The organism is Rheinheimera sp. ATLC3, assembly GCF_059429535.1.
Genome location: NZ_CM182103.1, coordinates 940,118 through 964,651, shown reverse-complemented (window position 1 = coordinate 964,651; position 24,534 = coordinate 940,118). Strand labels below are relative to the sequence as shown.

The window sequence follows — 24,534 nt, the reverse complement described above, 5'->3', positions numbered from 1 at the left end:
CGCCTAATCGTTAACGGCGCGTATTATCCTTGTATTACGGTCTTTGCTCAACCGCGATTATGGTTGGCAAGGCCAGGCGCTGTGCTTATACTGCCGGCAATTGTTCTGGCAGAGGCCTTTATGTTGCAGCAACAGGATGCAGTTTGGTTTTCAAATCAGTTAGTTAGCTGGTATCAGCAGCATGGGCGTAAAACACTACCCTGGCAAATAGAGAAGACCCCATACAAAACCTGGCTCAGTGAAATAATGCTGCAGCAAACCCAGGTAGCGACTGTTATGCCATATTTCGAGCGTTTTGTTGCCCGTTTTAATGATGTAACGGCGTTAGCAGCAGCTGAGCTTGATGAAGTACTGCATTTATGGACGGGGCTTGGCTACTATGCCCGGGCGCGCAATCTGCATAGGGCTGCAAAGATAATAGTTGCAGAGCACCAGGGCGAGTTTCCGTGTGAGTTTGAGCACGTTCTGGCGTTGCCCGGTGTTGGCAGATCAACCGCCGGCGCGGTATTGTCGCTGGCTTTGGGGCAGCATCACCCGATCCTTGATGGTAACTGTAAGCGTGTTTTGGCGCGTTTTGCTGCAGTACCCGGCTGGCCGGGGGATAAAGCGACGGAGCAAAAACTCTGGCAACTGGCTGAACAGATAACACCAAAACAGACGGTAGCGCAGTTTAATCAGGCGATGATGGACCTTGGCGCAACATTATGCAGCCGCAGTAAGCCGCGTTGCAGCGAATGTCCGCTGAAATTAAAATGTAAAGCGGCGCTGGCAGGCGAGCAGGCATTATATCCGGGTAAAAAGCCAAAGAAGGTGCTGCCTGAGAAACAAAGCTTCTGGTTACTGTTGCAACATCAACAACAAGTGTTACTGCAACAGCGTCCGGCAGCCGGTTTATGGGGCGGCCTGTATGGCTTTATCGAATTTGCCGGTGCGCAGGAGCGTGAGCAGTATATAGCGTTAAATGGTTTGCAAATTGACGCTACCGATCAGTTGCCGGCTTTTCGGCATACTTTCAGCCATTTTCATCTGTGGATCCAACCGCAGTTGCTGAAGCTGAAATCGTTGCCGGATGCAGTGCAGGAGCATTCTGGTGCAAGTTGGTTTAGAATAGACGCCATTCCAGCGGTTGGTTTGTCAGCTCCGGCAAAGCAGCTATTACAACAACTGATTGCTACAACAGCGGATTCTGAGGATCGTGAAATATGAGCCGTACAGTATTTTGTCAATATTTAAAAAAAGACGCGCCGGGCCTGGATTTTCAATTGTACCCGGGAGATTTGGGCAAGAAGATTTTTGACTCTATCAGCAAGGAGGCTTTTGCCCTTTGGCAGGCAAAGCAAATTATGCTGATTAATGAGAAAAAGCTTAACATGATGAACCCGGAGCACAGAAAGTTGCTGGAAGAGCAGATGGAAGCTTTCTTGTTCAAAGGCGAAAATGTTGAAATTGAAGGCTATAAGCCGGTAGAGAAATAGTTGTTAGTTAGAATGGTGCTGGCTTAGCGCCAGTGCCAACGCTATAATTCGGATTAGAAAATTTAATCATTCAAGAGAGATTATGGCGCGTCGACTGCCCCCGCTTAATGCATTAAAAGCGTTTGAAACTGCCGCCAGGCATTTAAGTTTCACTAAAGCTGCTGAAGAAATGTATGTAACCCAGGCCGCTATTAGTCATCAGATTAAAGCGCTGGAAGACCATCTTGGCCTTAAGCTGTTTATGCGCAAAAACCGCTCACTGTTACTGACAGAAGAGGGGCAAAGTTACTTTCTTGATATCAAAGAAATTTTTCTGCAACTGCATGAATCGACCGAAAAGCTGCTGGCCCGTGGCGCTAAGGGCTCACTGACGGTAAGTTTACAGCCAAGCTTTGCGATTCAGTGGTTAGTACCCAGATTAAACCAGTTTAGTGAACTGCACCCTGATATTGATGTGCGGATAAAAGCGGTTGACCTGGATGAAGGTTCATTAACAGATGATGTCGACGTGGCCATCTACTATGGCCGTGGCACCTGGCGTAATCTGCATGCTGACAAACTGCATACGGAATACCTGCTGCCGGTCTGTTCACCATTGCTGCTAAACCGTAGCAAACCTTTGCTGGAGCCAACAGATCTGCAATACCATAACTTATTGCACGATGGCTCGCGCCGGGCCTGGAAAGCCTGGTTCACCACTCAGGGCTTCAAGCATTTTAATGTGAATCAGGGGCCGATTTTCAGTCATTCTTCTATGGTATTGCAGGCTGCTATTCATGGTCAGGGTGTGGCACTGGCTCATAACGTTTTGGCCCGGCCTGATATTAACTCAGGCAGGTTAATAGTGCCGTTTAACCACGTACTGATCTCAAAAGATGCCTATTACTTAGTATGCCGGGAAAGCCAGACTGAGCTGGGTAAAATTACTGCTTTTCGTCAATGGATGACACAAATGGTTGAAGCTGAGCAAGCTGAGTTTGCCGAACAGCAATTTACCAATGCGGTGGCACTTGATTAAGTTTATTAAAGATAAGCCGGCACAGCCTAAAGCCCGCATGCTGCTGGCGCATGGTGCCGGTGCCGGTGCCGAGAGTGAGTTTATGTGTCAGTTAGCTGATCAGCTGCTGCAACATAAGGTAGAAGTCTGGCGCTTTAACTTTGCCTATATGCAGCGGTTTATCGACACAGGTAAGCGCAGCCTGCCGGATAAGTTGCCGCTGTTGCAACAGCTGTTTAGTCAGCTTATTACCGAGTGCCCTGACGATTTGCCGCTGTTTGCCGGCGGTAAATCTATGGGTGGCCGGGTTGCCAGCATGCTCAGTGCGCATAATAAAGTGCGGGCAGTTGTAGCTTTTGGCTATCCTTTTCATGCACCTAAAAAGCAGCAGTGGCGCACAGAGCATTTTGCTACGTTGAATTGTAAGCTGTTTATTGCGCAGGGTGAACGTGATGCCTTTGGCAACCGGGAAGAAGTTGCTGTGCAAAGCTGGCCGCAGGTAACCGTTAACTGGCTAACAGATGGCGACCATGATTTAAAACCCAGAGTAAAAACCGGTCTGACACAAAGCCACCTTATTGCACAGGCCGCACAGTTTTGTAGCAGGAGCATTGATGAAGTACTTTTGGCAAATCAGTAATAGTACGGCAGCCTTGTATGGTGCTGCTGTAGTGGGGTTGAGTGCGGTGCTGATGCATTTATGGCAGGGCAGCTTAAGTACCGAAGCCGTTGCCCGGGTAATAAGTGCTTTGGCAATGCTGGCTTTTCATGCTTTAGCATTGCTGGCTATTGGTACGCGCCAAAGCAGTGCTAAGTTAACGCAGTTGGTGGCGCTGCTGTGGCATCTTGGTTTGTGGTGTTTTGTCTGGACTATACTGGCAGGCGTTTTCGTATTGCCATTTCATTATTCTCAGCTGGCGCCGATAGGTGGCCAGCTACTTATTGCTGCCTGGTTGCTGTTCGCTGTAACGGCCTGGCGGCGGAGTTAACATGCGACAATTATTACTGTATTGCCGTGCAGGCTTTGAGAAAGAGTGTGCTGCCGAAATTCAGCACAAAGCCGGCCTGCACAATGTGTTCGGCTACTGTAAATTAAGCAGTAATAGTGCTTATGTTATTTTTGAAGCCTATGATGCCGACAGCCTGGCAGCGTTTTACCGCGATTATCCGTTTGAACAGTTTATCTTTATCCGGCAGTGGAGTTTGTTGCAGGCCGAACTGTTGGAGTTACCACCGGCAGACCGAATCGCCCCGGTGATTGAAGCTGTACTTGGTGCTGAACTGACTGGCTGTGGTGAGCTAAGGGTTGAATACCCGGAAACCAATGACGGTAAAACGCTATCAACATTGGCGCGTAAGCTAACTGTGCCGCTGCGCCAAGCCCTGCGCCAGGCAGGGGTGTTGCTCGCTAAGGAGCAAAAGCGGGCACCTGTGCTGCATTTGTTTTTATTAAGCGGCCAGCAAGGCTATGTGGGTTTATCTTACCCTGAAAACAACAGCCCGTTGGAAAACGGCATTATGCGGTTAAAGTTTCCCAATGAAGCGCCAAGCCGAAGTACCTTGAAGCTGGAAGAAGCTTTTTTGCAGTTTATTCCTAAACATGAATGGGATAAACGTTTAGCCGGCGGCATGAATGCGGTAGATCTTGGTGCCTGTCCGGGCGGATGGACTTATCAGCTGGTTAAGCGCAGCATGATGGTTACAGCTATTGATAACGGCCCGATGGCAGAGTCTCTGATGGAAACCGGCCAGGTAAGACATTTAACCGTCGATGGTTTTAAATTTGAACCGCAGAAGAAAAATGTGTATTGGCTGGTGTGCGACATGATTGAACAGCCGCAACGGGTTGCTGAGCGGATAGGGGACTGGTTGATTAATGGCTGGTGTCAGGAGACGATTTTTAACCTGAAACTGCCGATGAAGAAGCGCTATGAAACGGTAAATGAAATCTTAGAACAGTTTGAACAGCGTTTAATTGAAGCCGGTATTAAATACCGGCTGCAGGTTAAACACCTTTACCATGACAGGGAAGAGGTAACTGTGCACGTACAAAATCTGGTACAGCGGTTTTAGCCGCTGTGCTTAAAGCGCTGAGTTACTCAGCGCTTAATTCCAACTTCACCCATACCATACGATGATCCGAACTGGCACCGCGCGAGCCTACCAAAGGGTATAGCGGGTCAGATGTCTCTGGCCAGAACACACCGCTTTCAAGCACTTGCCAGCCTGCTTTGGATGGCAGCACATAGTCTGCCCGCATCCGCCAGCCTGCGGTATGAAATGCCGCTTTAGGGTTATCCGGCGTATGCTCAGCGCCGCCTTTGCTTTGCGGTGGTTTAGCGTTGTTTACGCGCGGGTGCTGGTACAGCGAGCTGATAGCGCTGTTAAAGGCGTCACCTTCGCCATCCGCAGAAGAGTTTTGATCGCCAAGTAAAACAAAGCGTGTACCAACTGGCAGGCCACCTTTTACGGCTTTGTCATCATAGATATAGCCGCTGTTGGCGGGAGTCAGGTAGTCTGCCCAGAAACGGATCTCATCATGGTTGCGGATGCCGTTGCGGTTTTCCTCGCCGTCAAACACCGGTGGTGTAGGGTGACTTGCCAGCACATGTACTTTTTCGCCATTGACAGTAAGAGGAATGTCCCAGTGACTTTTTGACGACAACGGAAACTCTGCCCAGGCTTTTTTGCTATACCAGGGGCTGCCATCGGCTTTCTTCGTCGGCATAAAACCGGGCATATCTTTCCATTTAAAATGCTGAAAGGTGCGCACGTTAGCTGTATCTATCGGAAACTTCGACAACAGCACCATGCCATACTGGCCTGGATAAAATCCGAAACCCCAGGCGTCGGCACCGGTGCCACTGGCAACACCGTCATTGTCCAGATCATAAGGGCTGGGCTGGCCGGTATTAACCGTGCTGTAGTAAAAGTATGGGTAATCGATAGCTTCGGCAGTGCCTTGTGCTTTATTCAGATAATTACGGATAAAAGCCTTAATACCTTTTTCCGGCTTTTCAATATAATCAAACTCATTTAACAGCAGTACATCCGGCCGGACCAGCTGAATAATGTGCGCGATATTGCGGATCTGAGGCTGAGTATCTGTCTCAAGAAGTTTTGCCAGCACGGTACCATCACCAGGCTCACCGGCGGGCAGGTAATTTTGCGCTTCCATACTGACATTAAAGGTGGCAAAGGTGACTTCAGTAGCATGCATAGACACAGAAACTCCAAGGCTTATAACTGCACTGAGGATAGTTAGAGCTTTATATGTTTTCATCAGAAAAGAGGGAATAATTCAGACAGGCGGCTAGCATAAAGCCCACTGCGCCTAAAAACCAGCAGAAGCATTAATTTAGCCGGAAAGTCATTTTATGAGCAAATTCCAGCTACATAGTGCGCAACTCCGACCTGCTATGTTACACTTATATGGCAGTCGCCTAAGACAATTAGAGGAGCAAAAAGTTCCCATAAATCGGATTGGCGTAAGAAAAATGTAATATGGTTTCGATACCATTATCTCCCAAATTGAACGCAGCATCTGTATTCAAATGGATTTAGATAAATACCTACAACTACCAGGTGAAAAACGATATGAAAATTAAAAATATAGCATTGGCCGTTACGTTAGCGTTTGGCGTAAGCAATGCCGTACTAGCCGACACGGCTTCATCAATTCGCGGTAATATTGTTACTCAGGAAGGTCAAACCGCTTCGAATGCTCGTGTTGATATACTGCATGTGCCGTCTAATACCCGTTCAGTAACGACCTCAAATGAATCCGGTTCATTTGTTAGTAGCGGTTTGCGCGTTGGTGGTCCTTATATCGTAACTATAACCAGCGCAGAGGGCACCCGGGTTTATGACAATATTTTTCTATCTCTTGGTGAAACCTTCCGCTTAAATGCGCAATTAGAGCCTGAAGTTGCGGCAGGAGTGGAGAGAATCGCGGTGACCGGTTCTGCACTGAGCTTATTAAATGCCGGGAAAATGGGTACTTCGACTACTTTTAATGCCTCGCAGATTAATAGTATGCCGCTATTTGACCGTGATTTGAAAGACGTTGTAAGGCAAGACCCTTTGGTTGTGGTGCTTGGTGATGCTACGTCATCGATGTCTGTTGCCGGTGCTAACCCACGTTATAACAGTTTGACAGTTGACGGTGTGCGCCAGGATGATGATTTTGGTCTGAATGATAATGGCTATCCAACTCAGCGCTCTCCTATTCCGTTGTCTGCTCTGGATCAAATTACGGTAAGCACTGCACCATTCACTGTAAAGTCTGGTGGCTTTACAGGTGCTGGTGTTAACGCAGTAACTAAATCGGGTACTAATGAGTTTAAAGGTTCTTTCTTTTACGAGTATATGGATCAGTCCCTGTCTGGTAAATCAGGTGCTCCAGGACGAGAGAAAGTTGAATTATTAGATTTTAATCGTAAAGTTTGGGGTGCAAGTTTAGGTGGTGCTCTGATTGAAGATAAACTGTTTTTCTTCGTAGCTTATGAAGATTTGATTGAGCCTTACAACACACTGTGGGGTGCTGCAGGTTCAAGTGCACCAAATTCTGCCAGCGTCACTCAATCTGATATTGACGAAGTTGCACGAATTGCACGCGAAGTTTATGGCGTAGAAGCTGGGCAGTGGAATGTTGCAGACGATTTGGAAGACAAGAAACTGCTAGCCAAACTGGACTGGAATATTAATGATGACCACCGTGCATCTTTCACTTATCAAAAGACTGAAAGTAATGCTATCAACACCGGAGCTGGCTCAAGAGCTACCCAAATTGCACTTGACACTAATTTCTACAACAATCAACAGGATTTAGAGGCGTTCGCTGGGCATTTGTACTCTGTTTGGAGTGACAATTTCAGTACTGAAGTTAAAGTAGCCTGGAAAGAAGTTGAAGTTGGTCAAAACCCGTTACGTGGTAATACTTATGGCCAAGTTCAAGTTGACACACCTTCTGGTCGGGTGATTTTTGGCCCTGATACATTTAGACATGCTAACGAATTAACTAACGATTTATTTCAGCTTCGATTAGCCGGTGAGTATCTGCTTGAAGATCATACCATTAGCTTTGGCTGGGAACACGAAAAGCTTGATGTGTACAACCTGTTTGTGTCAAACAGCAAAGGTACCTGGCAGTTCCATAACACTGTGGTTGATGGTGTAGTAACTGTTAGCGGTCTTGACCGTTTCTTACAACAAACATCATCGGGCTTTAGCTATCAGAATGCCTATACGTTAAACCCGGCTGATGCAGCAGCAGCATTTAAATTCGGTACAGATGCATTTTACCTGCAGGACAGTTGGGATTTGTTTGATTATGATTTAACGTTAGATTTTGGTCTGCGTTATGAACGTTATAATTCAGATAGTGAGCCTCGCCTGAATGAAAACTTTGTTGAGCGCTACGATATTGTCAACACCGAGAATATGGACGGCAAGGATCTTCTGATGCCGCGCTTCGGCTTTAACTGGCGTGGTTTGGATAACACGATAATTCGCGGTGGTATTGGTCGCTTTAGTGGTGGCCGTCCTAATGTATGGCTGGCAAACGGCTTTTCTAACGATGGTATAATTCTAGTGCAGGCACCAGGTTCTGCTACAGCAAATCAGACCGATATTGATTTTACAAACATACCTGATTCCGTGACAGACTCATTGGTTCCGGGAGATGGTAACGTCAACGCGATTGATCCAAACTTTAAACTGCCATCTGAATGGAAATATAACCTGGCAGTAGATTACCTGCTGCAATCTGATTTCGGCAATTGGGATCTGACAGCTGAATACATCCACTCTAATAAAGACCGTGATGTTATCTGGAAGGATCTACATCGGGAAAATTATGAGGTTGTAACTGGGCCCGATGGTCGTAATATTTATACTGGCGTGTTGGCTGATGGTGTGCCTAATCGTAACGACATCCTCTTTGTTAATGGTTCAGGTGGCAGAAGTAATGTTTATGCCTTTGGTGCGGCGACTAAGTTTGATGACTTGAGTATTCGTTTTGGTTATGCGCATCAAAATGTTAAAGATTTGTCTTCGGGTACGTCAGCTCAAGCTGCTTCAAATTTCTCGCGATATGCTGCAGTAGACCGTAACGAATCAACTGTTGGTACAGCAGGTTATGAAATTAAGCATCGCTTTAACTTCACTCTGACCTATAGCCACGAGTTTTTTGCTGGCTATAAAAGTAACTTCACGCTTTATGGCGAACGTCGTTCAGGTCGCCCTTATAGCTGGACAGTAGGCCCGGGCCGTGCCTTTGGTGACAATGGTAGCAATGGTGGTACTGATGACCGTAATGGTTATTTACCGTATATACCTACTGGTCCGGATGACGCTAATGTGCGTTATAGCGGAGATTTCGGTTGGGATGATTTTGTTGCAGCAGGACTGGATAAGTACGCAGGTCAAATCATGCCGCGGAATACTGAGTCAGGCCGTTACACTAATACCTTGGACTTTAAATTTGAACAGGAAACACCGGGCTTTATGGAAGGACATAAAGGTTCTTTCTATATTGAAATAAAGAACTTACTTAATATGATTGATAGCAGTGCTGGTCGTGTTTACGAAACTGCTTTCCCTGGCTACCAGAGAATCGCGGATGTTGCGTATGATGCAGATGCCAATCAGTACGTATATAGTGCTCCTACTGCGAGAACTGAAGTGCCACAGACTTTCCGCAATATTGAGTCTGCATGGCGGATGAAAATTGGTGTAAGTTATAAGTTCTGATAATCTTTCAAAGTAACTAGTAAGTGCCCGCTTAATGCGGGCATTTTTTTATTTCTTAATCAGCGTTTTTTAGCGATAATTACCGGCTTATTTTGCCAAAGTGAATTACTCCGTGGGAAAAAACACTATTATTGCGATTGCTGGCGCTTCGGCATCCGGCAAAAGCCTTTTTGCATCAACGGTATACCAGGAGCTGGTTGCTGAACTTGGCGGTGAACGTATCGCTATACTGTCGGAAGATGCCTATTACCGTGACCAAAGCCACTTGTCGTTTGAGCAGCGCACGCTGACTAACTACGACCATCCAGCAGCTTTTGAACATGAGTTGCTGGCATCTCATTTGAATGCATTGCGAAATGGCAAAGCGATTCAGATGCCACAATATAGCTATAAAACACATACCCGCACTGATGAAACTATTACAGTACAGCCGGCAAAAGTTATTCTGGTTGAAGGTATTTTGCTGTTAACTGATGAGCAGTTGCGGCAGCAGTTTGATATTACTGTGTTTATGGATACACCGCTTGATGTGTGCTTGCTACGCCGTATAAAGCGTGACTTAGAAGAGCGTGGTCGCAGTTTAAGCTCTGTTACCGAGCAATATGAAAACTCAGTACGACCCGCATTTTTTGAGTTTATCGCACCTTCCAAACAATACGCAGATCTGGTTGTGACCCGCGGTGGTAAGAATCAGATTGCTATCGATATTATAAAAGCAAAAATCCGCCAGCTGCTGGCGGAATAACAACCAGGAAATATAACTATGATGGGATTGGTGGGCATTCTTGCCCTGTTACTGGTAGCTTACGCTGCGTCGGCCAACCGCAGCCGGATTAACTGGCGTACTGTAGGCGGCGCTTTTGGCATACAGCTGGCAATAGGTGCCTTTGTATTGTATGTACCCTTCGGTCAGGACGTGCTGTTTAGCATTTCAACCTTTGTTGCCGACATTATCAGCTATGCTACAGCCGGTATTGAGTTTCTGTTCGGTGATATTGGTCGTAAATCGCAGGGCTTTATTTTCGCTATCCATGTGCTGACTATTATTATCTTTTTCTCATCCCTTATTGCTGTGCTTTACCATATAGGTGTGATGACATGGATAATCCGTATTATAGGTGGTGGCTTGCAAAAGCTGCTGGGCACCAGCCGGCCTGAGTCAATGTCGGCGGCTGCCAATATTTTTGTTGGCCAGACAGAAGCGCCATTAATTGTAAGGCCTTTTATTCCAACTATGACCCGTTCTGAATTGTTCGCAGTAATGGTAGGCGGTCTGGCATCAGTTGCAGGCTCTGTGCTGGCGGGGTATGCCGGTTTAGGCATAGAGCTTAAATATCTTATAGCCGCCAGCTTTATGGCCGCGCCAGGTGGCTTTTTAATGGCGAAGCTTATTTTACCGGAGACAGAACAACCGAAGAATGAGCTGGATGAAATTAAAACCGACACTCAGCATACCAATCTGATTGATGCTGCTGCGGCTGGTGCGTCAAGCGGCATGCAACTGGCACTGAACGTAGGCGCAATGTTATTGGCGTTTGTCGGCTTAATAGCGTTGGTTAATGGAGCCATTGGTGGTATTGCTGGTTGGTTTGGTGTAGAGGGCTTAACGCTGCAGGTTATCTTCGGCTATGTGTTCCAGCCGCTGGCGTTTATTTTAGGCGTGTCCTGGGATGAAGCGCGTATGGCCGGCAGTTTTATTGGCCAGAAACTGGTTATTAATGAGTTTGTCGCATACCTCGACTTTGTGCAGGTGAAAGAGCAGTTAAGTGCCCATACTCAGGTGATAGTCACTATCGCCCTGTGTGGTTTTGCTAACTTCTCTTCAATTGCTATTTTATTAGGTGGTTTGGGTGGTATGGCTCCAAGTCGCCGCGCTGATATTGCAGAGCTGGGTTTAAAAGCTTTGCTTGCTGCAACATTGGCGAACTTAATGAGCGCTGCAATTGCAGGGTTCTTTTTTTCCTTAGGCTAAAAACAGGTCTTTTATATGACACAGCAAGTTCCAACGTTAGATATAAGACGGTTTGCCACCGACAAAGATAACTTTGTTGCCGAAATTGGCAAGGCCTACACTGAGTTTGGATTCTGTGGCATCAGCGGCCATGGTATTCCGGATCAAGTGGTAGATAATACATATAAAGCAATTAAGCAGTTTTTTGCTTTACCCAATGATGTTAAAGCTAAGTACCATATGCCTGGTCAGGGTGGGGCACGCGGTTATACCGGCTTTGGGGTTGAAAAAGCAAAAGATTCTAATCATCCGGATTTGAAAGAGTTCTGGCACGTTGGGCGTGAGCTGGAAGGCCCTGCACCGCATCCCAGCTTATATCCTAACGTCTGGCCAACCGAGGTTGAGGGCTTCAAACAAGCGACTTATGCCTTATACACTGAACTGGAAAAGTTAGGAAATACAGTGCTGGAAGCTCTGGCGCTGTACCTGGGGCAAGAGCAGAAATACTTTGCTGACAAAGTAAATTATGGTAATTCAATTTTACGGCCTATTCATTATCCGCCAATTAAAGACACCAGCACACAATCTATCCGTGCTGGTCAGCATGAAGATATTAACCTTATCACGCTATTGGTTGGTTCTAACGAGGCTGGTTTGGAAATTCTGCGCCGCGATGGCAGCTGGCTGCCGGTTACAACTATCGAAGGCACTATAGTAGTGAATATCGGTGATATGTTGCAGCGTCTGACTAACCATGTACTGCCATCAACCACGCACAGGGTGGTAAACCCGGCAGGTGCTGCGGCAGGTGAGCCGCGGTATTCGATTCCGTTTTTTATGCATCCGAACCCGGATTATGTGATTGAAACGCTCGATACCTGCGTAAGTGCCGAACGGCCAAACCGGTACCCTGAGCCTATTAACTCTAACGACTATTTAATGCAGCGTTTAGAGGAAATTGGCTTATTGAAAAAAGGCAAAATGTAAGCATTTAGCTGTTTAAATGTGCAAACAGCTTTATCTGCTGCGTCAGCATATTGACGAGGTGTGATAAGGCTGTATACTGCAGGCCATATGCAGATGTGGTGGAATTGGTAGACACGCAAGCTTCAGGTGTTTGTGCCCACAAGGCGTGAGAGTTCGAGTCTCTCCATCTGCACCAAATTAACCGGCTAAAGCCGGTTTTTTTGTACCCGTCGTTTATGTCGCTGATTTATTGTGCAAACAAATTTATTTTCAGTTTTGTCAGTTGACGGATTTTTTTTTGTCGCTATACTGCACGCCATGTTGTCGCAGTAGCGAAAACATAACGCAGATGTGGTGGAATTGGTAGACACGCAAGCTTCAGGTGTTTGTGCCCACAAGGCGTGAGAGTTCGAGTCTCTCCATCTGCACCAAATCAACCGGCTAAAGCCGGTTTTTTTGTATCCAAAACTTAGCGTTTTAGCTCTATGCGGCGGATAAAGTCTTCTACCAGCATATCGTAGAGTTTGTTCCCTAAATATAAATCCTCAACACCGTCGTCGATATTGGGATTGTCGTTTACCTCAATAACATAAACCTTGTCACCGTTCTGCTTAACATCAACACCGTAAAGGCTGTCGCCTATAGGCGCACAAGCTCGCAGTGCAGCGTCGATAACATGCGATGGTACTTCACTGATGGCGCAGGTGGTAAAGCCGCCACTTTCGGTTTTAGCTTTGCCATGTTTATATATTTGCCAGTGATTTCGCGCCATAAAATATTTACAGGCAAAAATAGCCATGCCGTTTAGTACACCAATACGCCAATCATATTCGGTGTAGGTGTATCGCTGAGCAAGAATGATGGCACTTTGCTCAAACAATGTATTTAGCTGTGCTCTGAGCTCTGTCAGAGTTTTTACCTTCACTACGCCGCGGGAAAAGCTACCATCGGGGATTTTCAGCACCAATGGCAGGCCCAGACTGTCTGCCGCACGCTCTAAGTTATCTTCATCCTGCTTGAAAAGCATAATACCATCAGGCATGGGCACTTTATGTTGTTCAAACAGGGTTTGCAGATACACTTTATTGCCACAACGCAGGATAGAGTTTGGATCGTCAATTACAGCGAGACCTTCGCGCTCGGCCTTCAGTGCCATATGAAAAGTATGATGATTAACAGCCGTTGTCTCACGGATAAACAAACCATCAAACTCAGCCAGACGATGAATGTCACGTGCCGCTATTTGTTCTATGTCCATCGCGGCTTTGCGTGCAGCTTTGGCAAACAGCTCCAGTGATTTAGGTGTACAAGGCGGGAATTTCTCCTTCGGGTCAACCAATACGGCGAGGTCATACTTATACTTTTTGTTTGTCGGCTCAACCCGCCAAATCTTATGGCTATACTTTTCCAGCGTATTGCCGAATATACTTTGCTCCTGCTCATTCAGCTTGTGCACACTGCCGATTTTTAATGTCTTAACCTGCCAATTCTGTTTCTTCTGCAGCTCCACACGCAAAATTGGTACAGGGAAAGCTTCAAACAGGTAAGTCGCTACCTTTTTTAATGCTTTGAGTTCGGTTTCGCCGAAATAAATATTAAAAATAAGCTGTGTCGCCGTCTCTTCAGCCAGTGCCTTGTTTAGCTGCGTGAGAATTGAACCAGGAATATCCTCTGCAATATCGGCAATTTCATGGCGGTTAAATTTGTTAAAGGCTCTGACTGACGGCATCACATTATGGCCTCTGGCCTCCGCGAGTAAGGAGCAATAGTAACCTGTGCCCAGATACAGTGACTGGCGGCACAGATTAATCACTCTTGTGCGTTGTTTGTTTTTAGCTGACCATTTTAGATAGTCAGGTAATGTCATTACGCCGTCATACTGATAAAACGGTGCCCAATCCTGCGCTTTATCAACCACAATAATCAGCTTAGCCATTTACACTCCCGATTTTTTATTAGCATTGCCTGCTTTAAAGCAAAAAGACAGCAAAGAAAGCAACTCTTCAAAAGTTAAATTTCTTATTGGCATTTCATTCATTTAGCTGTTGTTATCCTAAACTTAGTTAAAAACCAGACAAAGGCAATAATAGGTATAGTAATGACACACAATGATGTAACTGAAGCACTTACATTCCGTCGTGCCACCTTACCCGATGTTTCAGCGCTCACTCAGCTTGAATCGCGTTGCTTTGACTCAGACAGGATCAGTAGCAGAAGTTTCCGCCGCTTTATTACAGAAAAACGAAGTGATCTGTTGCTTGTCGAGCACGACGGTTCGGTAGTTGGCTATTTCCTGCTTATTTATCGCAGAGGCACGAGTTTAGCCAGGCTCTATTCGTTGGCGGTAGATCCAGATAAGCGTAAGAGGGGCATTGCTGAACTTTTGATGTCAGCGGCAGAAAAAGCTGCTTCTGCGCGTAATTGTGTTTTATTAAGACTGGAAGTGCGTTTTGATAATCTGTCTGCAATCAGGTTGTACCAGAAACTGAATTACCATGAGTTTGCGGTGAAGCATGATTTTTATGAAGATCATTCGGATGCTATCTGTATGCAGAAGCAGATTATTCAGTTTGACAGTGCGTCGGTAAATCGTCAGGTACCCTATATAGCCCAAACAACGCCTTTCACATGTGGCCCTGCCTGCCTACTTATGGTGTTCAACTACTTTAAGCCTAATCAATTTGACCCGACTGCACTTGAAATCGATATTTGGCGCGAAGCTACCACTATTTTTATGACTTCCGGGCACGGGGGATGCGGTCCCCGCGGGTTGGCGTTAGCTGCGCATCAGCGTGGGTTTCAGGTCGATATTTATCTTAATAAGGAAGGACCGTTGTTTACTGACACAGTGCGCAGCGAGGTCAAAAAAATGATACTTCAGCGTGTTCATGAATCTTACCGGAAAAAAGTGGAGCAGTGTGGCATAGCTGTGCATCGTGCTGAACTTGGAATTTCATCTATCAAAACCTTGTTAGAAAGTGGGGCATTACTGGTGGTACTTATCAGTACCTGGCAGTTTGATAAGAGTAAAGCGCCACATTGGGTGGTGGTATGTGCTGTTGACGAGCACTTTGTTTATATCAATGATCCTGACACTGAAGATATTCCATGGTTATCTCCCAGTGAGCGACAATATATACCGGTAGAACATTCGGTTTTTATGAAGGCGTTTAGCTATGGTAAAAGCCGTCTTAAAGCTGCTGTTGTTATAAAAGGCGGTAAATAACGCATTATTTGTCTGAAATATTACCGTTTTGCTGATTTTTTCTTCTAACGATCGTGAAAAACCAATTTTTCTCACTTAAGCGCTTGCACGTGTTTAAAAACGCCCTATAATGCGCGCCATGCCACGGGGTGCTGCGAAAACAGAGTCTCCGGGTGGTTTAGAAAGAAAGTTAAAAATCTTCAAAAAGACGCTTGACAGACTTTCTTAAATCACTAAAATGGCGCCCTCGCTTCACGGTGGTGTTTAACGCGGTGAAACGGGATAAAAAGTCGGGTGTGACGAGTGTTTTTAAAAAAGAATAATCGTCACGCTTGACTTAAAAACTGGGAAGTGTAACATACGCCTCCCGCTTCTAAGCGAAGCACGCTCTTTAACAATTCGCAATCAATCATCTGTGTGGGCACTTATGATGGATTTCACAAAATGAAATTTATCGGTTGAGTGACTTACATAGAAATATGTTTTAAGTCAGTAAGACTGAGCAGTCCTTTATGGACAGCAAACACTTTTAATTGAAGAGTTTGATCATGGCTCAGATTGAACGCTGGCGGCAGGCCTAACACATGCAAGTCGAGCGAATGAAGGGAGCTTGCTCCTGGATTTAGCGGCGGACGGGTGAGTAATGTATAGGGAGCTGCCCGATAGAGGGGGATACCAGTTGGAAACGACTGTTAATACCGCATAATGTCTACGGACCAAAGTGTGGGACCTTCGGGCCACATGCTATCGGATGCACCTATATGGGATTAGCTAGTTGGTGGGGTAATGGCTCACCAAGGCGACGATCCCTAGCTGGTTTGAGAGGATGATCAGCCACACTGGAACTGAGACACGGTCCAGACTCCTACGGGAGGCAGCAGTGGGGAATATTGGACAATGGGCGCAAGCCTGATCCAGCCATGCCGCGTGTGTGAAGAAGGCCTTCGGGTTGTAAAGCACTTTCAGCGAGGAGGAAGGGTGTTGTGTTAATAGCACAGCATTTTGACGTTACTCGCAGAAGAAGCACCGGCTAACTCCGTGCCAGCAGCCGCGGTAATACGGAGGGTGCAAGCGTTAATCGGAATTACTGGGCGTAAAGCGCACGTAGGCGGTGTGTTAAGTTGGATGTGAAAGCCCCGGGCTCAACCTGGGAATTGCATTCAAAACTGGCACGCTAGAGTATGTGAGAGGGGGGTAGAATTCCAAGTGTAGCGGTGAAATGCGTAGAGATTTGGAGGAATACCAGTGGCGAAGGCGGCCCCCTGGCACAATACTGACGCTCAGGTGCGAAAGCGTGGGGAGCAAACAGGATTAGATACCCTGGTAGTCCACGCCGTAAACGATGTCTACTAGCTGTTCGTGGTCTTGTACTGTGAGTAGCGCAGCTAACGCACTAAGTAGACCGCCTGGGGAGTACGGTCGCAAGATTAAAACTCAAATGAATTGACGGGGGCCCGCACAAGCGGTGGAGCATGTGGTTTAATTCGACGCAACGCGAAGAACCTTACCTACTCTTGACATCTAGCGAAGATTGCAGAGATGCAGTTGTGCCTTCGGGAACGCTAAGACAGGTGCTGCATGGCTGTCGTCAGCTCGTGTTGTGAAATGTTGGGTTAAGTCCCGCAACGAGCGCAACCCTTATCCTTAGTTGCCAGCACGTAATGGTGGGAACTCTAGGGAGACTGCCGGTGATAAACCGGAGGAAGGTGGGGACGACGTCAAGTCATCATGGCCCTTACGAGTAGGGCTACACACGTGCTACAATGGTACGTACAGAGGGAGGCAAGCTGGCGACAGTGAGCGGATCTCTTAAAGCGTATCGTAGTCCGGATTGGAGTCTGCAACTCGACTCCATGAAGTCGGAATCGCTAGTAATCGCAAATCAGAATGTTGCGGTGAATACGTTCCCGGGCCTTGTACACACCGCCCGTCACACCATGGGAGTGGGTTGCAAAAGAAGTAGGTAGCTTAACCTTCGGGAGGGCGCTTACCACTTTGTGATTCATGACTGGGGTGAAGTCGTAACAAGGTAACCGTAGGGGAACCTGCGGTTGGATCACCTCCTTACCTAAAGTGACATGAAGTTATAAGTGTTCACACAGATGATTGATTGCATGAGATAGAGCACACGTACAGATTGGGTCTGTAGCTCAGGTGGTTAGAGCGCACCCCTGATAAGGGTGAGGTCGGTAGTTCGAGTCTACTCAGACCCACCAAATTCCGCGTTATACGGCGTTGCTTCCCTGCTTGCATACCTAAGTATGCTTCACAGGAAAGCGCCTTGTCTAAAGCGAAATTAACTAGATTGGGGTTATAGCTCAGCTGGGAGAGCGCCTGCCTTGCACGCAGGAGGTCAGCGGTTCGATCCCGCTTAACTCCACCATTCCTTTAGTGTGTTGAAATTCAAATGAAACTGTTCTTACGAGAATGATTTGATTTGAGTTTAATCTCAAACTGCTCTTTAACAATTTGGCAAGCTGATAGTAGTAAAAAACAAGCTAAGCAACCTCTCGAACTCAAGCGAGAGAGTGTATAGCAAAGCACACTGTACGACACAAAAACATTTTTGGGTTGTATGGTTAAGTGACTAAGCGTACACGGTGGATGCCTTGGCAGTCAGAGGCGATGAAGGACGTACTAACCTGCGAAAAGCTGTGGGAAGCCGGTAAGAGGCGTTAGACCCGCAGATGTCCGAATGGGGAAACCCAGTGAGTTTACTCACTATCCTTAACTGAATACATAGGTTAAGGAGGCAAACCGGGAGAACTGAAACATCTAAGTACCCCGAGGAAAAGAAATCAACCGAGATTCCGTTAGTAGCGGCGAGCGAACGCGGAGTAGCCCTTAAGCTGGATTGGTGTTAGTGGAATCATGTGGAAATATGAGCGATACAGGGTGATAGCCCCGTACACGACAATGCCTTTTTAGTGAAAACGAGTAGGACGGGACACGTGGTATCCTGTTTGAACATGGGGGGACCATCCTCCAAGGCTAAATACTCCTGACTGACCGATAGTGAACCAGTACCGTGAGGGAAAGGCGAAAAGAACCCCTGTAAGGGGAGTGAAATAGAACCTGAAACCGTGTACGTACAAGCAGTGGGAGCACCTTCGTGGTGTGACTGCGTACCTTTTGTATAATGGGTCAGCGACTTACATTCTGTAGCGAGGTTAACCGAATAGGGGAGCCGTAGGGAAACCGAGTCTTAACTGGGCGAATAGTTGCAGGGTGTAGACCCGAAACCGGGCGATCTATCCATGAGCAGGTTGAAGGTTGGGTAACACTAACTGGAGGACCGAACCCACATCTGTTGAAAAAGATGGGGATGACTTGTGGATCGGAGTGAAAGGCTAATCAAGCTCGGAGATATCTGGTTCTCCTCGAAAGCTATTTAGGTAGCGCCTCGAGCGAATACCATTGGGGGTAGAGCACTGTTTGGGCTAGGGGGTCATCCCGACTTACCAACCCCATGCAAACTCCGAATACCAATGAGTACTACTCGGGAGACACACGGCGGGTGCTAACGTCCGTCGTGAAAAGGGAAACAACCCAGACCGCCAGCTAAGGTCCCAAAGTAATGATTAAGTGGAAAACGATGTGGGAAGGCATAGACAGCTAGGAGGTTGGCTTAGAAGCAGCCACCCTTTAAAGAAAGCGTAATAGCTCACTAGTCGAGTCGGCCTGCGCGGAAGATGTAACGGGGCTAAATCATTCACCGAAGCTGCGGACTTGTGCTTGCACAAGTGGTAGAGGAGCGTTCTGTAAGCCTGTGAAGGTGACCCGGGAGGGTTGCTGGAGGTATCAGAAGTGCGAATGCTGACATGAGTAACGATAAGGGGAGTGAAAAACTTCCCCGCCGAAAGACCAAGGGTTCCTATCCCATGCTAATCAGGGTAGGGTGAGTCGGCCCCTAAGGCGAGGCTGAAAGGCGTAGTCGATGGGAAACGGGTTAATATTCCCGTACCGGCCAATACTGCGATGGGGGGACGGAGAAAGCTAGGCAAGCGCGGCGTTGGTAGTCCGCGTGAAAGTATGTAGGTTGAGCGTTTAGGAAAATCCGGATGCTTAAGACTGAGATACGAGACGAGTCACCACGGTGACGAAGTTGCTAACGCTATGCTTCCAGGAAAAGCCTCTAAGCTTCAGGTATTGGTGACCGTACCCTAAACCGACACAGGTGGTCAGGTAGAGCATACCAAGGCGCTTGAGAGAACTCGGCTGAAGGAACTAGGCAAAATAGTACCGTAACTTCGGGAGAAGGTACGCTCTTTGCTGTGAAGGACTTGCTCCGTAAGCAGTGAAGAGTCGCAGTGACCAGCTGGCTGCAACTGTTTATTAAAAACACAGCACTCTGCAAACTCGTAAGAGGACGTATAGGGTGTGACACCTGCCCGGTGCCGGAAGGTTAATTGATGGGGTTAGCGCAAGCGAAGCTCTTGATCGAAGCCCCGGTAAACGGCGGCCGTAACTATAACGGTCCTAAGGTAGCGAAATTCCTTGTCGGGTAAGTTCCGACCTGCACGAATGGTGTAATGATGGCCAGGCTGTCTCCAGCCGAGACTCAGTGAAATTGAAATTGCGGTGAAGATGCCGTATACCCGCGGCTAGACGGAAAGACCCCGTGAACCTTTACTATAGCTTGGCACTGAACATTGACCCTACATGTGTAGGATAGGTGGGAGGCTTTGAAGCGGTAACGCCAGTTATCGTGGAGCCGTCCTTGAAATACCACCCTTGTATGTTTGATGTTCTAACGTAGGTCCCTGAATCGGGATTGCGGACAGTGTCTGGTGGGTAGTTTGACTGGGGCGGTCTCCTCCTAAAGAGTAACGGAGGAGCACGAAGGTTGGCTAAGTACGGTCGGACATCGTACGGTTAGTGTAATGGTAGAAGCCAGCTTAACTGCGAGACAGACACGTCGAGCAGGTACGAAAGTAGGTCATAGTGATCCGGTGGTTCTGTATGGAAGGGCCATCGCTCAACGGATAAAAGGTACTCCGGGGATAACAGGCTGATACCGCCCAAGAGTTCATATCGACGGCGGTGTTTGGCACCTCGATGTCGGCTCATCACATCCTGGGGCTGAAGTCGGTCCCAAGGGTATGGCTGTTCGCCATTTAAAGTGGTACGCGAGCTGGGTTTAGAACGTCGTGAGACAGTTCGGTCCCTATCTGCCGTGGGCGTTGGATGATTGAGTGGAGTTGCTCCTAGTACGAGAGGACCGGAGTGAACGAACCGCTGGTGTTCGGGTTGTCATGCCAATGGCACTGCCCGGTAGCTACGTTCGGAACGGATAACCGCTGAAAGCATCTAAGCGGGAAGCCGGCCACAAGATGAGTCATCCCTCAGACTTTAAGTCTGCTAAAGGGTCGTTGGAGACCACAACGTTGATAGGTGAGGTGTGGAAGCGCTGTGAGGCGTTAAGCTAACTCATACTAATTGCCCGAGAGGCTTAACCATACAACGCCAAAGATGTTTTAGGCTGAAAAGCCAACAGAAATACAGTGTGCATACTACAAGCTTGCTAAGTTAAAGACAGTAAACAGTTTTGCCTGGTGGCAATAGCGCTGTGGAACCACCTGATCCCATTCCGAACTCAGAAGTGAAACGCAGCTGCGACGATGGTAGTGTAGCATTCGCTATGCGAGAGTAGTTCACCGCCAGGCGCCCAAATAAACAAGCCCTTCGTGAAAACGAGGGGCTTTTTTATTTGTATGCTGGCCGGTTATCTGCCCGAGCGGGCGAACGCTATGCGACCAGTTCGTCTGGAGCGAACTGGGACAGCCAACGGCTGGTCCCGCAGGGATGAGGCGCAGGATGCGCCGAGCAATGTAGTTCACCGCCAGGCGCCTCATAAAGCAGAAGGCCTACCTTAACCGGTAGGCCTTTTTGTGTTTGGCGGCCAGAACGTATCGTTCACCGCTGCTCGCCCCGCAGCAGCACAATACTCAACACCCTCAACAATGCGGCCGGTTTTATTTATCTCCACAAACTCCCCTTTAAACGCAAGCCTATCGTTTGCTGGCAGAATTCAGTTAGTATCATCTGACACCTATAACAAAAATGGATATTCAGATGACTTGCAGAAAATCAACAAATCGTTTTTGTCTTGCCGCTAGTCTGCTGCTGACAATTTTCAGCGCTAATGTCTTTGCTAAGCCACTACAGTACGAAGATGTATTTGAGCTTGAGTTCGTTTCTGATCCGCAGCCGGATAGTCAGGGAGAGCAGATTGTTTTCGTTCGTAATTGGATGGAAAAACAAACTGACCGGCGGCGTACGACGCTTTGGCTAAGCTCCGCTGATGGTAAAAAGCTGGAGCCTTTAACTGATAAAGATCTCAGTGCCAGCAACCCGCAATGGTCTCCGAATAATAAGCAAATTGCTTTCATTGCAAATGGCCAGATACACGTTAAATGGCTTGATAGCGGGCGCACTTCGCAGCTCGGACAGCTGACTCAGAGCCCTGCTAATCTGACGTGGTCGCCCGATGGTAATTGGCTGGCTTTCACTATGTTTACGCCTAAACAGGTTAAACCTCCTGTTACACTGCCAGGTAAACCGGAGAAGGCTGATTGGGCGAAAGCCGCTGTATATATTGATAGCAAGCAATATCGGGTTGATGGTGCCGGTTATCTTAAGTCCGGCTACCGGCATATTTATGTTATGCCAGCATCAGGTGGGATGGCGATACAGCTAACAGAAGGTGATTTTAATCACGGCGGGAGTATCAGTTGGGCTAAAGACAGTAAGTCCATTTATTTCTCAGCTAATCGTCATCCTGACTGGCAATCTAATCCTTTGAACAGCGAGATTTTCCATTTAACGCTGGCTGAGCGTAAGCTGACACAACTTACCGAACGTAATGGTCCGGATAGCCAACCTCAACTATCGCCTGATGGTAAATTGATCGCTTTTACTGGTTTTGATGATCGTAAACTGTCGCATCAGGCCAGCCGTTTGTATGTGATGAACATTGACGGTAGTAATATCCGCAATCTGACTGAGGATCTGGATAGGGCTATTGACGATTTTCAGTGGCTACCAAACAGCAAAGCGCTTTACATTGCTTATGACAGTGAGGGAAAAGGTATTCTTGCTGAGCAGACTATTGCGGGTAAGCGCGCTGTTATCACCAGCGATATAGGTGGCGGTTCATACGGACGACCATACAGTGGTGGCCAGTTTGCAACGGCTAAAAATGGGCTTATCGCTTATACCCAGATGAATACACAGAAACCTGCCGAGCTGGCAGTAATTAATAAGGGTAAAAAGCACACTATTACAGATTTTAATGCTGATCTGGTATTTGCCCGTGATATTGGCAAGGTTGAAGAGTTTTGGTACAACTCATCTGTTGACCAGCGTAAACTGCAAGGTTGGGTTATTTATCCGCCGCAGTTTGATGCCAGTAAAAAATATCCGCTTATCCTCGAGATCCATGGCGGTCCTCATACAGCTTACGGGCCTCATTTCGCTATGGAGCTGCAGCTGATGGCTGCACAGGGCTATGTTGTGCTTTACACTAACCCGCGGGGCAGTACTAGCTACGGGGAAGACTTTGCTAACCTTATTCATCATAACTACCCAAGCCAGGACTTTAATGATCTGATGGACGGCGTTGACGCTGTTGTCGCAAAAGGTTATATCAATGAAGAAGAGCTGTTTGTTACCGGAGGCAGCGGTGGTGGTGCATTAACTGCCTGGATAGTGGGTCATACAGATCGCTTTGCTGCGGCTGTATCGGTAAAGCCTGTTATTAACTGGTTCAGCTTTGTATTGAACGCTGATATGTACAGTTACTTTACTCAATATTGGTTTCCTGCGATGCCATGGGAAAACCCCGAGCATTACTTGAAGTACTCGCCGATTAGCTATGTTGGCAATGTTAAAACGCCTACTATGCTGATGACAGGTGAAGCCGACCACCGTACACCGATATCGGAAACAGAGCAGTTTTATCAGGCGTTGCAGTTACGTGGGGTTGATACTGCGATGGTGAGGATCCCAGAAGCATCACATTCTATTTATAGCCGTCCAAGCAACTTAATGGCCAAAACAGCATACATTCTGTATTGGTTTGAAAAATACCGCGCGCCTGCAGCTGAAAAAGATAAGTCATAACACAGTTAGGCCCGGTAGGAAGCCTGCCGGGCTTGTGCTAATGTAAGCCCTATATGTTATTGAATGCTCGTTTTCTATGCAGTTGAATATGTTAGCACAGCTTTTTGCTTTACCTTTGGGTCGGCTTTTGTATAATGGCGCGACCAGCTACAGGGGCATAGTTCCAATTGGTAGAACAGCGGTCTCCAAAACCGATGGTTGGGGGTTCGAATCCCTCTGCCCCTGCCACTTTTGTTTATGAAAACATTCTCTCAATCACAGCAGAACCTTCTGGATGTGTTGCGTATAACGCCGCTGCAGCTGAATGCTGGCTTTGTACATGAAAAGCACCCGGAAACCGCCGTTGATACTCAAGCGCAGTCTGACAAGCAGATATTGCAAGCACCAGATTTGGGTGTTGCTTTAGCTCAGGATATTCAGATCGCTCTGCCTGAAGATATTAACTGGCAGATAGACACGCTAACCGACAATGTTGCGTTGAACGATAAGTTGCTACTGACGCCGGTTCTGGAAAAAATGCAGCAAGCACGGTGCAAAAAAGCCTTGTGGCAGTTATTGAGTGCCTTGGATGAAGATTGAATTATTAAGCCAGCATGATATTGCACGTATAGTACTGATTGAGCAGCAGGCTAACCCTTACCCCTGGCAGGAAAGTGCATTTATCAGCAGCTTTGCTGATAGCTATTTCAGTTATAAGCTGCTCGATGAAAGCGGTGAGCTGCAGGGGTTTTATTTTGCCCAGCTTATCCTTGAGCAATTGGAGCTGTTTAATATTTGTGTTGCTAAAAACATGCAGGGCAAAGGCTACGGTAAAGCGCTGCTGAAACATTTTTTGCACGAAGGGCGCACCCGTGGTGCTGTCGAAGCCTTTTTGGAAGTGCGTAGTAGCAACCTCAGTGCGATAGCACTGTATGAAAAATGCGGCTTTAATAAAACCGGTATACGCAAAAATTACTACGTACATGGCGATAGTAAGGCCGATGCGGTGCTAATGTCACTCGCGATGTAACACATCCACTCTGTGCCCTTGACATTCAAGCTGCTATAATCGCGCGCATTATTA

The 24,534-nt window shown here is 47.3% G+C and carries 16 protein-coding genes, 5 tRNA genes and 3 rRNA genes; 22 read left to right on the top strand and 2 right to left on the bottom strand.

Translation table 11 applies throughout. The features are described from left to right. Window positions 1–81 precede the first annotated feature (81 nt). From mutY to rlmM, 6 genes are all read left to right on the top strand, one after another. Entirely contained in the window at window positions 82–1,206 is a 1,125-nt protein-coding gene (gene mutY / locus AC5SV9_RS04545) for an A/G-specific adenine glycosylase (protein WP_475146660.1), read from the top strand. Then, on the top strand, window positions 1,203–1,475 hold the full coding sequence (locus tag AC5SV9_RS04540) for an oxidative damage protection protein (protein WP_475146658.1): 273 nt from the start codon (window positions 1,203–1,205) through the stop codon (window positions 1,473–1,475). The genes mutY and AC5SV9_RS04540 overlap by 4 nt, the downstream gene beginning before the upstream one ends. Window positions 1,476–1,557: 82 nt before the next feature. After that, a complete protein-coding gene (locus tag AC5SV9_RS04535; RefSeq protein WP_331924345.1) occupies window positions 1,558–2,493 on the top strand; it encodes a transcriptional regulator GcvA in 936 nt (311 codons plus the stop codon). Then, a complete protein-coding gene (locus AC5SV9_RS04530) occupies window positions 2,474–3,112 on the top strand; it encodes an alpha/beta family hydrolase (RefSeq protein ID WP_475146656.1) in 639 nt (212 codons plus the stop codon). Before AC5SV9_RS04535 ends, AC5SV9_RS04530 begins: the two co-directional genes overlap by 20 nt. Continuing rightward, a complete protein-coding gene (locus AC5SV9_RS04525; protein ID WP_475146654.1) occupies window positions 3,087–3,461 on the top strand; it encodes a DUF423 domain-containing protein in 375 nt (124 codons plus the stop codon). The genes AC5SV9_RS04530 and AC5SV9_RS04525 overlap by 26 nt, the downstream gene beginning before the upstream one ends. A 1-nt stretch (window position 3,462) precedes the next feature. Continuing rightward, on the top strand, window positions 3,463–4,545 hold the full coding sequence (gene rlmM, locus AC5SV9_RS04520; protein WP_475146652.1) for a 23S rRNA (cytidine(2498)-2'-O)-methyltransferase RlmM: 1,083 nt from the start codon (window positions 3,463–3,465) through the stop codon (window positions 4,543–4,545). A gap of 22 nt (window positions 4,546–4,567) precedes the next feature. Here rlmM and AC5SV9_RS04515 read toward each other — a convergent pair whose 3' ends face one another. Continuing rightward, window positions 4,568–5,692 carry an endonuclease/exonuclease/phosphatase family protein gene (locus AC5SV9_RS04515; protein WP_475148316.1) on the bottom strand — a complete coding sequence of 375 codons (1,125 nt, stop codon included), beginning with the start codon at window positions 5,690–5,692 and terminating at the stop codon, window positions 4,568–4,570. Window positions 5,693–6,069: 377 nt separating this feature from the next. On the opposite strand from AC5SV9_RS04515, the gene AC5SV9_RS04510 reads away from it, so the two are divergent. From AC5SV9_RS04510 to AC5SV9_RS04485, 6 genes are all read left to right on the top strand, one after another. After that, a complete protein-coding gene (locus tag AC5SV9_RS04510) occupies window positions 6,070–9,225 on the top strand; it encodes a TonB-dependent receptor (protein ID WP_475146650.1) in 3,156 nt (1,051 codons plus the stop codon). A gap of 112 nt (window positions 9,226–9,337) precedes the next feature. Next, the gene (gene udk, locus AC5SV9_RS04505; RefSeq protein WP_475146648.1) at window positions 9,338–9,970 is read left to right on the top strand and encodes a uridine kinase; all 633 of its coding nucleotides are present in this window, start codon (window positions 9,338–9,340) and stop codon (window positions 9,968–9,970) included. Between the two features lie 18 nt (window positions 9,971–9,988). Further along, entirely contained in the window at window positions 9,989–11,197 is a 1,209-nt protein-coding gene (locus AC5SV9_RS04500; RefSeq protein ID WP_475146646.1) for a NupC/NupG family nucleoside CNT transporter, read from the top strand. A 15-nt stretch (window positions 11,198–11,212) separates the two neighbouring features. After that, window positions 11,213–12,163, top strand: coding sequence for an isopenicillin N synthase family dioxygenase (locus AC5SV9_RS04495; protein ID WP_475146644.1), 951 nt, complete (start codon window positions 11,213–11,215; stop codon window positions 12,161–12,163). A gap of 89 nt (window positions 12,164–12,252) precedes the next feature. After that, window positions 12,253–12,338, top strand: a tRNA-Leu gene (locus AC5SV9_RS04490). A 149-nt stretch (window positions 12,339–12,487) separates the two neighbouring features. Continuing rightward, a tRNA-Leu gene (locus tag AC5SV9_RS04485) sits at window positions 12,488–12,573 on the top strand. Between the two features lie 38 nt (window positions 12,574–12,611). Here the strand turns inward: AC5SV9_RS04485 and AC5SV9_RS04480 are convergent. Beyond that, complete coding sequence (locus AC5SV9_RS04480; RefSeq protein WP_475146642.1) at window positions 12,612–14,078, bottom strand: RimK family ATP-grasp domain-containing protein; 1,467 nt, start codon at window positions 14,076–14,078, stop codon at window positions 12,612–12,614. 162 nt (window positions 14,079–14,240) lie between these two features. Here AC5SV9_RS04480 and AC5SV9_RS04475 point away from each other — a divergent pair, with 162 nt between their 5' ends. The 10 genes from AC5SV9_RS04475 (at window position 14,241) to rimI (ending at window position 24,480) form a co-directional block, all read left to right on the top strand. Further along, window positions 14,241–15,368: a peptidase C39 family protein gene (locus AC5SV9_RS04475; protein WP_475146640.1), complete on the top strand. Its 1,128-nt coding sequence runs from the start codon at window positions 14,241–14,243 to the stop codon at window positions 15,366–15,368. A gap of 509 nt (window positions 15,369–15,877) precedes the next feature. Further along, window positions 15,878–17,414, top strand: a 16S ribosomal RNA gene (locus tag AC5SV9_RS04470). Between the two features lie 72 nt (window positions 17,415–17,486). After that, a tRNA-Ile gene (locus tag AC5SV9_RS04465) sits at window positions 17,487–17,563 on the top strand. 91 nt (window positions 17,564–17,654) lie between these two features. Next, window positions 17,655–17,730: transfer RNA gene (locus tag AC5SV9_RS04460), tRNA-Ala, on the top strand. Window positions 17,731–17,924: 194 nt separating this feature from the next. Beyond that, window positions 17,925–20,807: ribosomal RNA gene (locus AC5SV9_RS04455) — 23S ribosomal RNA — on the top strand. Window positions 20,808–20,898: 91 nt separating this feature from the next. After that, window positions 20,899–21,013, top strand: a 5S ribosomal RNA gene (gene rrf / locus AC5SV9_RS04450). The 16S, 23S and 5S rRNA genes sit together here with 2 tRNA genes alongside, the layout of an rRNA operon. 409 nt (window positions 21,014–21,422) lie before the next feature. Next, the gene (locus AC5SV9_RS04445; RefSeq protein ID WP_475152955.1) at window positions 21,423–23,471 is read left to right on the top strand and encodes a S9 family peptidase; all 2,049 of its coding nucleotides are present in this window, start codon (window positions 21,423–21,425) and stop codon (window positions 23,469–23,471) included. A gap of 151 nt (window positions 23,472–23,622) precedes the next feature. Further along, window positions 23,623–23,699, top strand: a tRNA-Trp gene (locus AC5SV9_RS04440). Between the two features lie 9 nt (window positions 23,700–23,708). Then, window positions 23,709–24,050, top strand: a complete 342-nt coding sequence (locus AC5SV9_RS04435) for a hypothetical protein (RefSeq protein ID WP_475152956.1) — start codon at window positions 23,709–23,711, stop codon at window positions 24,048–24,050. After that, the gene (gene rimI, locus AC5SV9_RS04430) at window positions 24,040–24,480 is read left to right on the top strand and encodes a ribosomal protein S18-alanine N-acetyltransferase (RefSeq protein ID WP_475152957.1); all 441 of its coding nucleotides are present in this window, start codon (window positions 24,040–24,042) and stop codon (window positions 24,478–24,480) included. Before AC5SV9_RS04435 ends, rimI begins: the two co-directional genes overlap by 11 nt. The last annotated feature ends 54 nt before the right edge of the window (window positions 24,481–24,534 follow it).

Coding starts and splice junctions, on each gene's coding strand:
- AC5SV9_RS04535 (WP_331924345.1), top strand. CDS start 1,558: ATGGCGCGTCGACTGCCCCCGCTTAATGCATTAAAAGCGTTTGAAACT.
- AC5SV9_RS04495 (WP_475146644.1), top strand. CDS start 11,213: ATGACACAGCAAGTTCCAACGTTAGATATAAGACGGTTTGCCACCGAC.
- AC5SV9_RS04525 (WP_475146654.1), top strand. CDS start 3,087: ATGAAGTACTTTTGGCAAATCAGTAATAGTACGGCAGCCTTGTATGGT.
- AC5SV9_RS04445 (WP_475152955.1), top strand. CDS start 21,423: ATGACTTGCAGAAAATCAACAAATCGTTTTTGTCTTGCCGCTAGTCTG.
- rlmM (WP_475146652.1), top strand. CDS start 3,463: ATGCGACAATTATTACTGTATTGCCGTGCAGGCTTTGAGAAAGAGTGT.
- AC5SV9_RS04540 (WP_475146658.1), top strand. CDS start 1,203: ATGAGCCGTACAGTATTTTGTCAATATTTAAAAAAAGACGCGCCGGGC.
- AC5SV9_RS04480 (WP_475146642.1), bottom strand. CDS start 14,078: ATGGCTAAGCTGATTATTGTGGTTGATAAAGCGCAGGATTGGGCACCG.
- AC5SV9_RS04435 (WP_475152956.1), top strand. CDS start 23,709: ATGAAAACATTCTCTCAATCACAGCAGAACCTTCTGGATGTGTTGCGT.
- AC5SV9_RS04500 (WP_475146646.1), top strand. CDS start 9,989: ATGATGGGATTGGTGGGCATTCTTGCCCTGTTACTGGTAGCTTACGCT.
- AC5SV9_RS04515 (WP_475148316.1), bottom strand. CDS start 5,692: ATGCATGCTACTGAAGTCACCTTTGCCACCTTTAATGTCAGTATGGAA.
- AC5SV9_RS04530 (WP_475146656.1), top strand. CDS start 2,474: ATGCGGTGGCACTTGATTAAGTTTATTAAAGATAAGCCGGCACAGCCT.
- AC5SV9_RS04475 (WP_475146640.1), top strand. CDS start 14,241: ATGACACACAATGATGTAACTGAAGCACTTACATTCCGTCGTGCCACC.
- AC5SV9_RS04510 (WP_475146650.1), top strand. CDS start 6,070: ATGAAAATTAAAAATATAGCATTGGCCGTTACGTTAGCGTTTGGCGTA.
- rimI (WP_475152957.1), top strand. CDS start 24,040: ATGAAGATTGAATTATTAAGCCAGCATGATATTGCACGTATAGTACTG.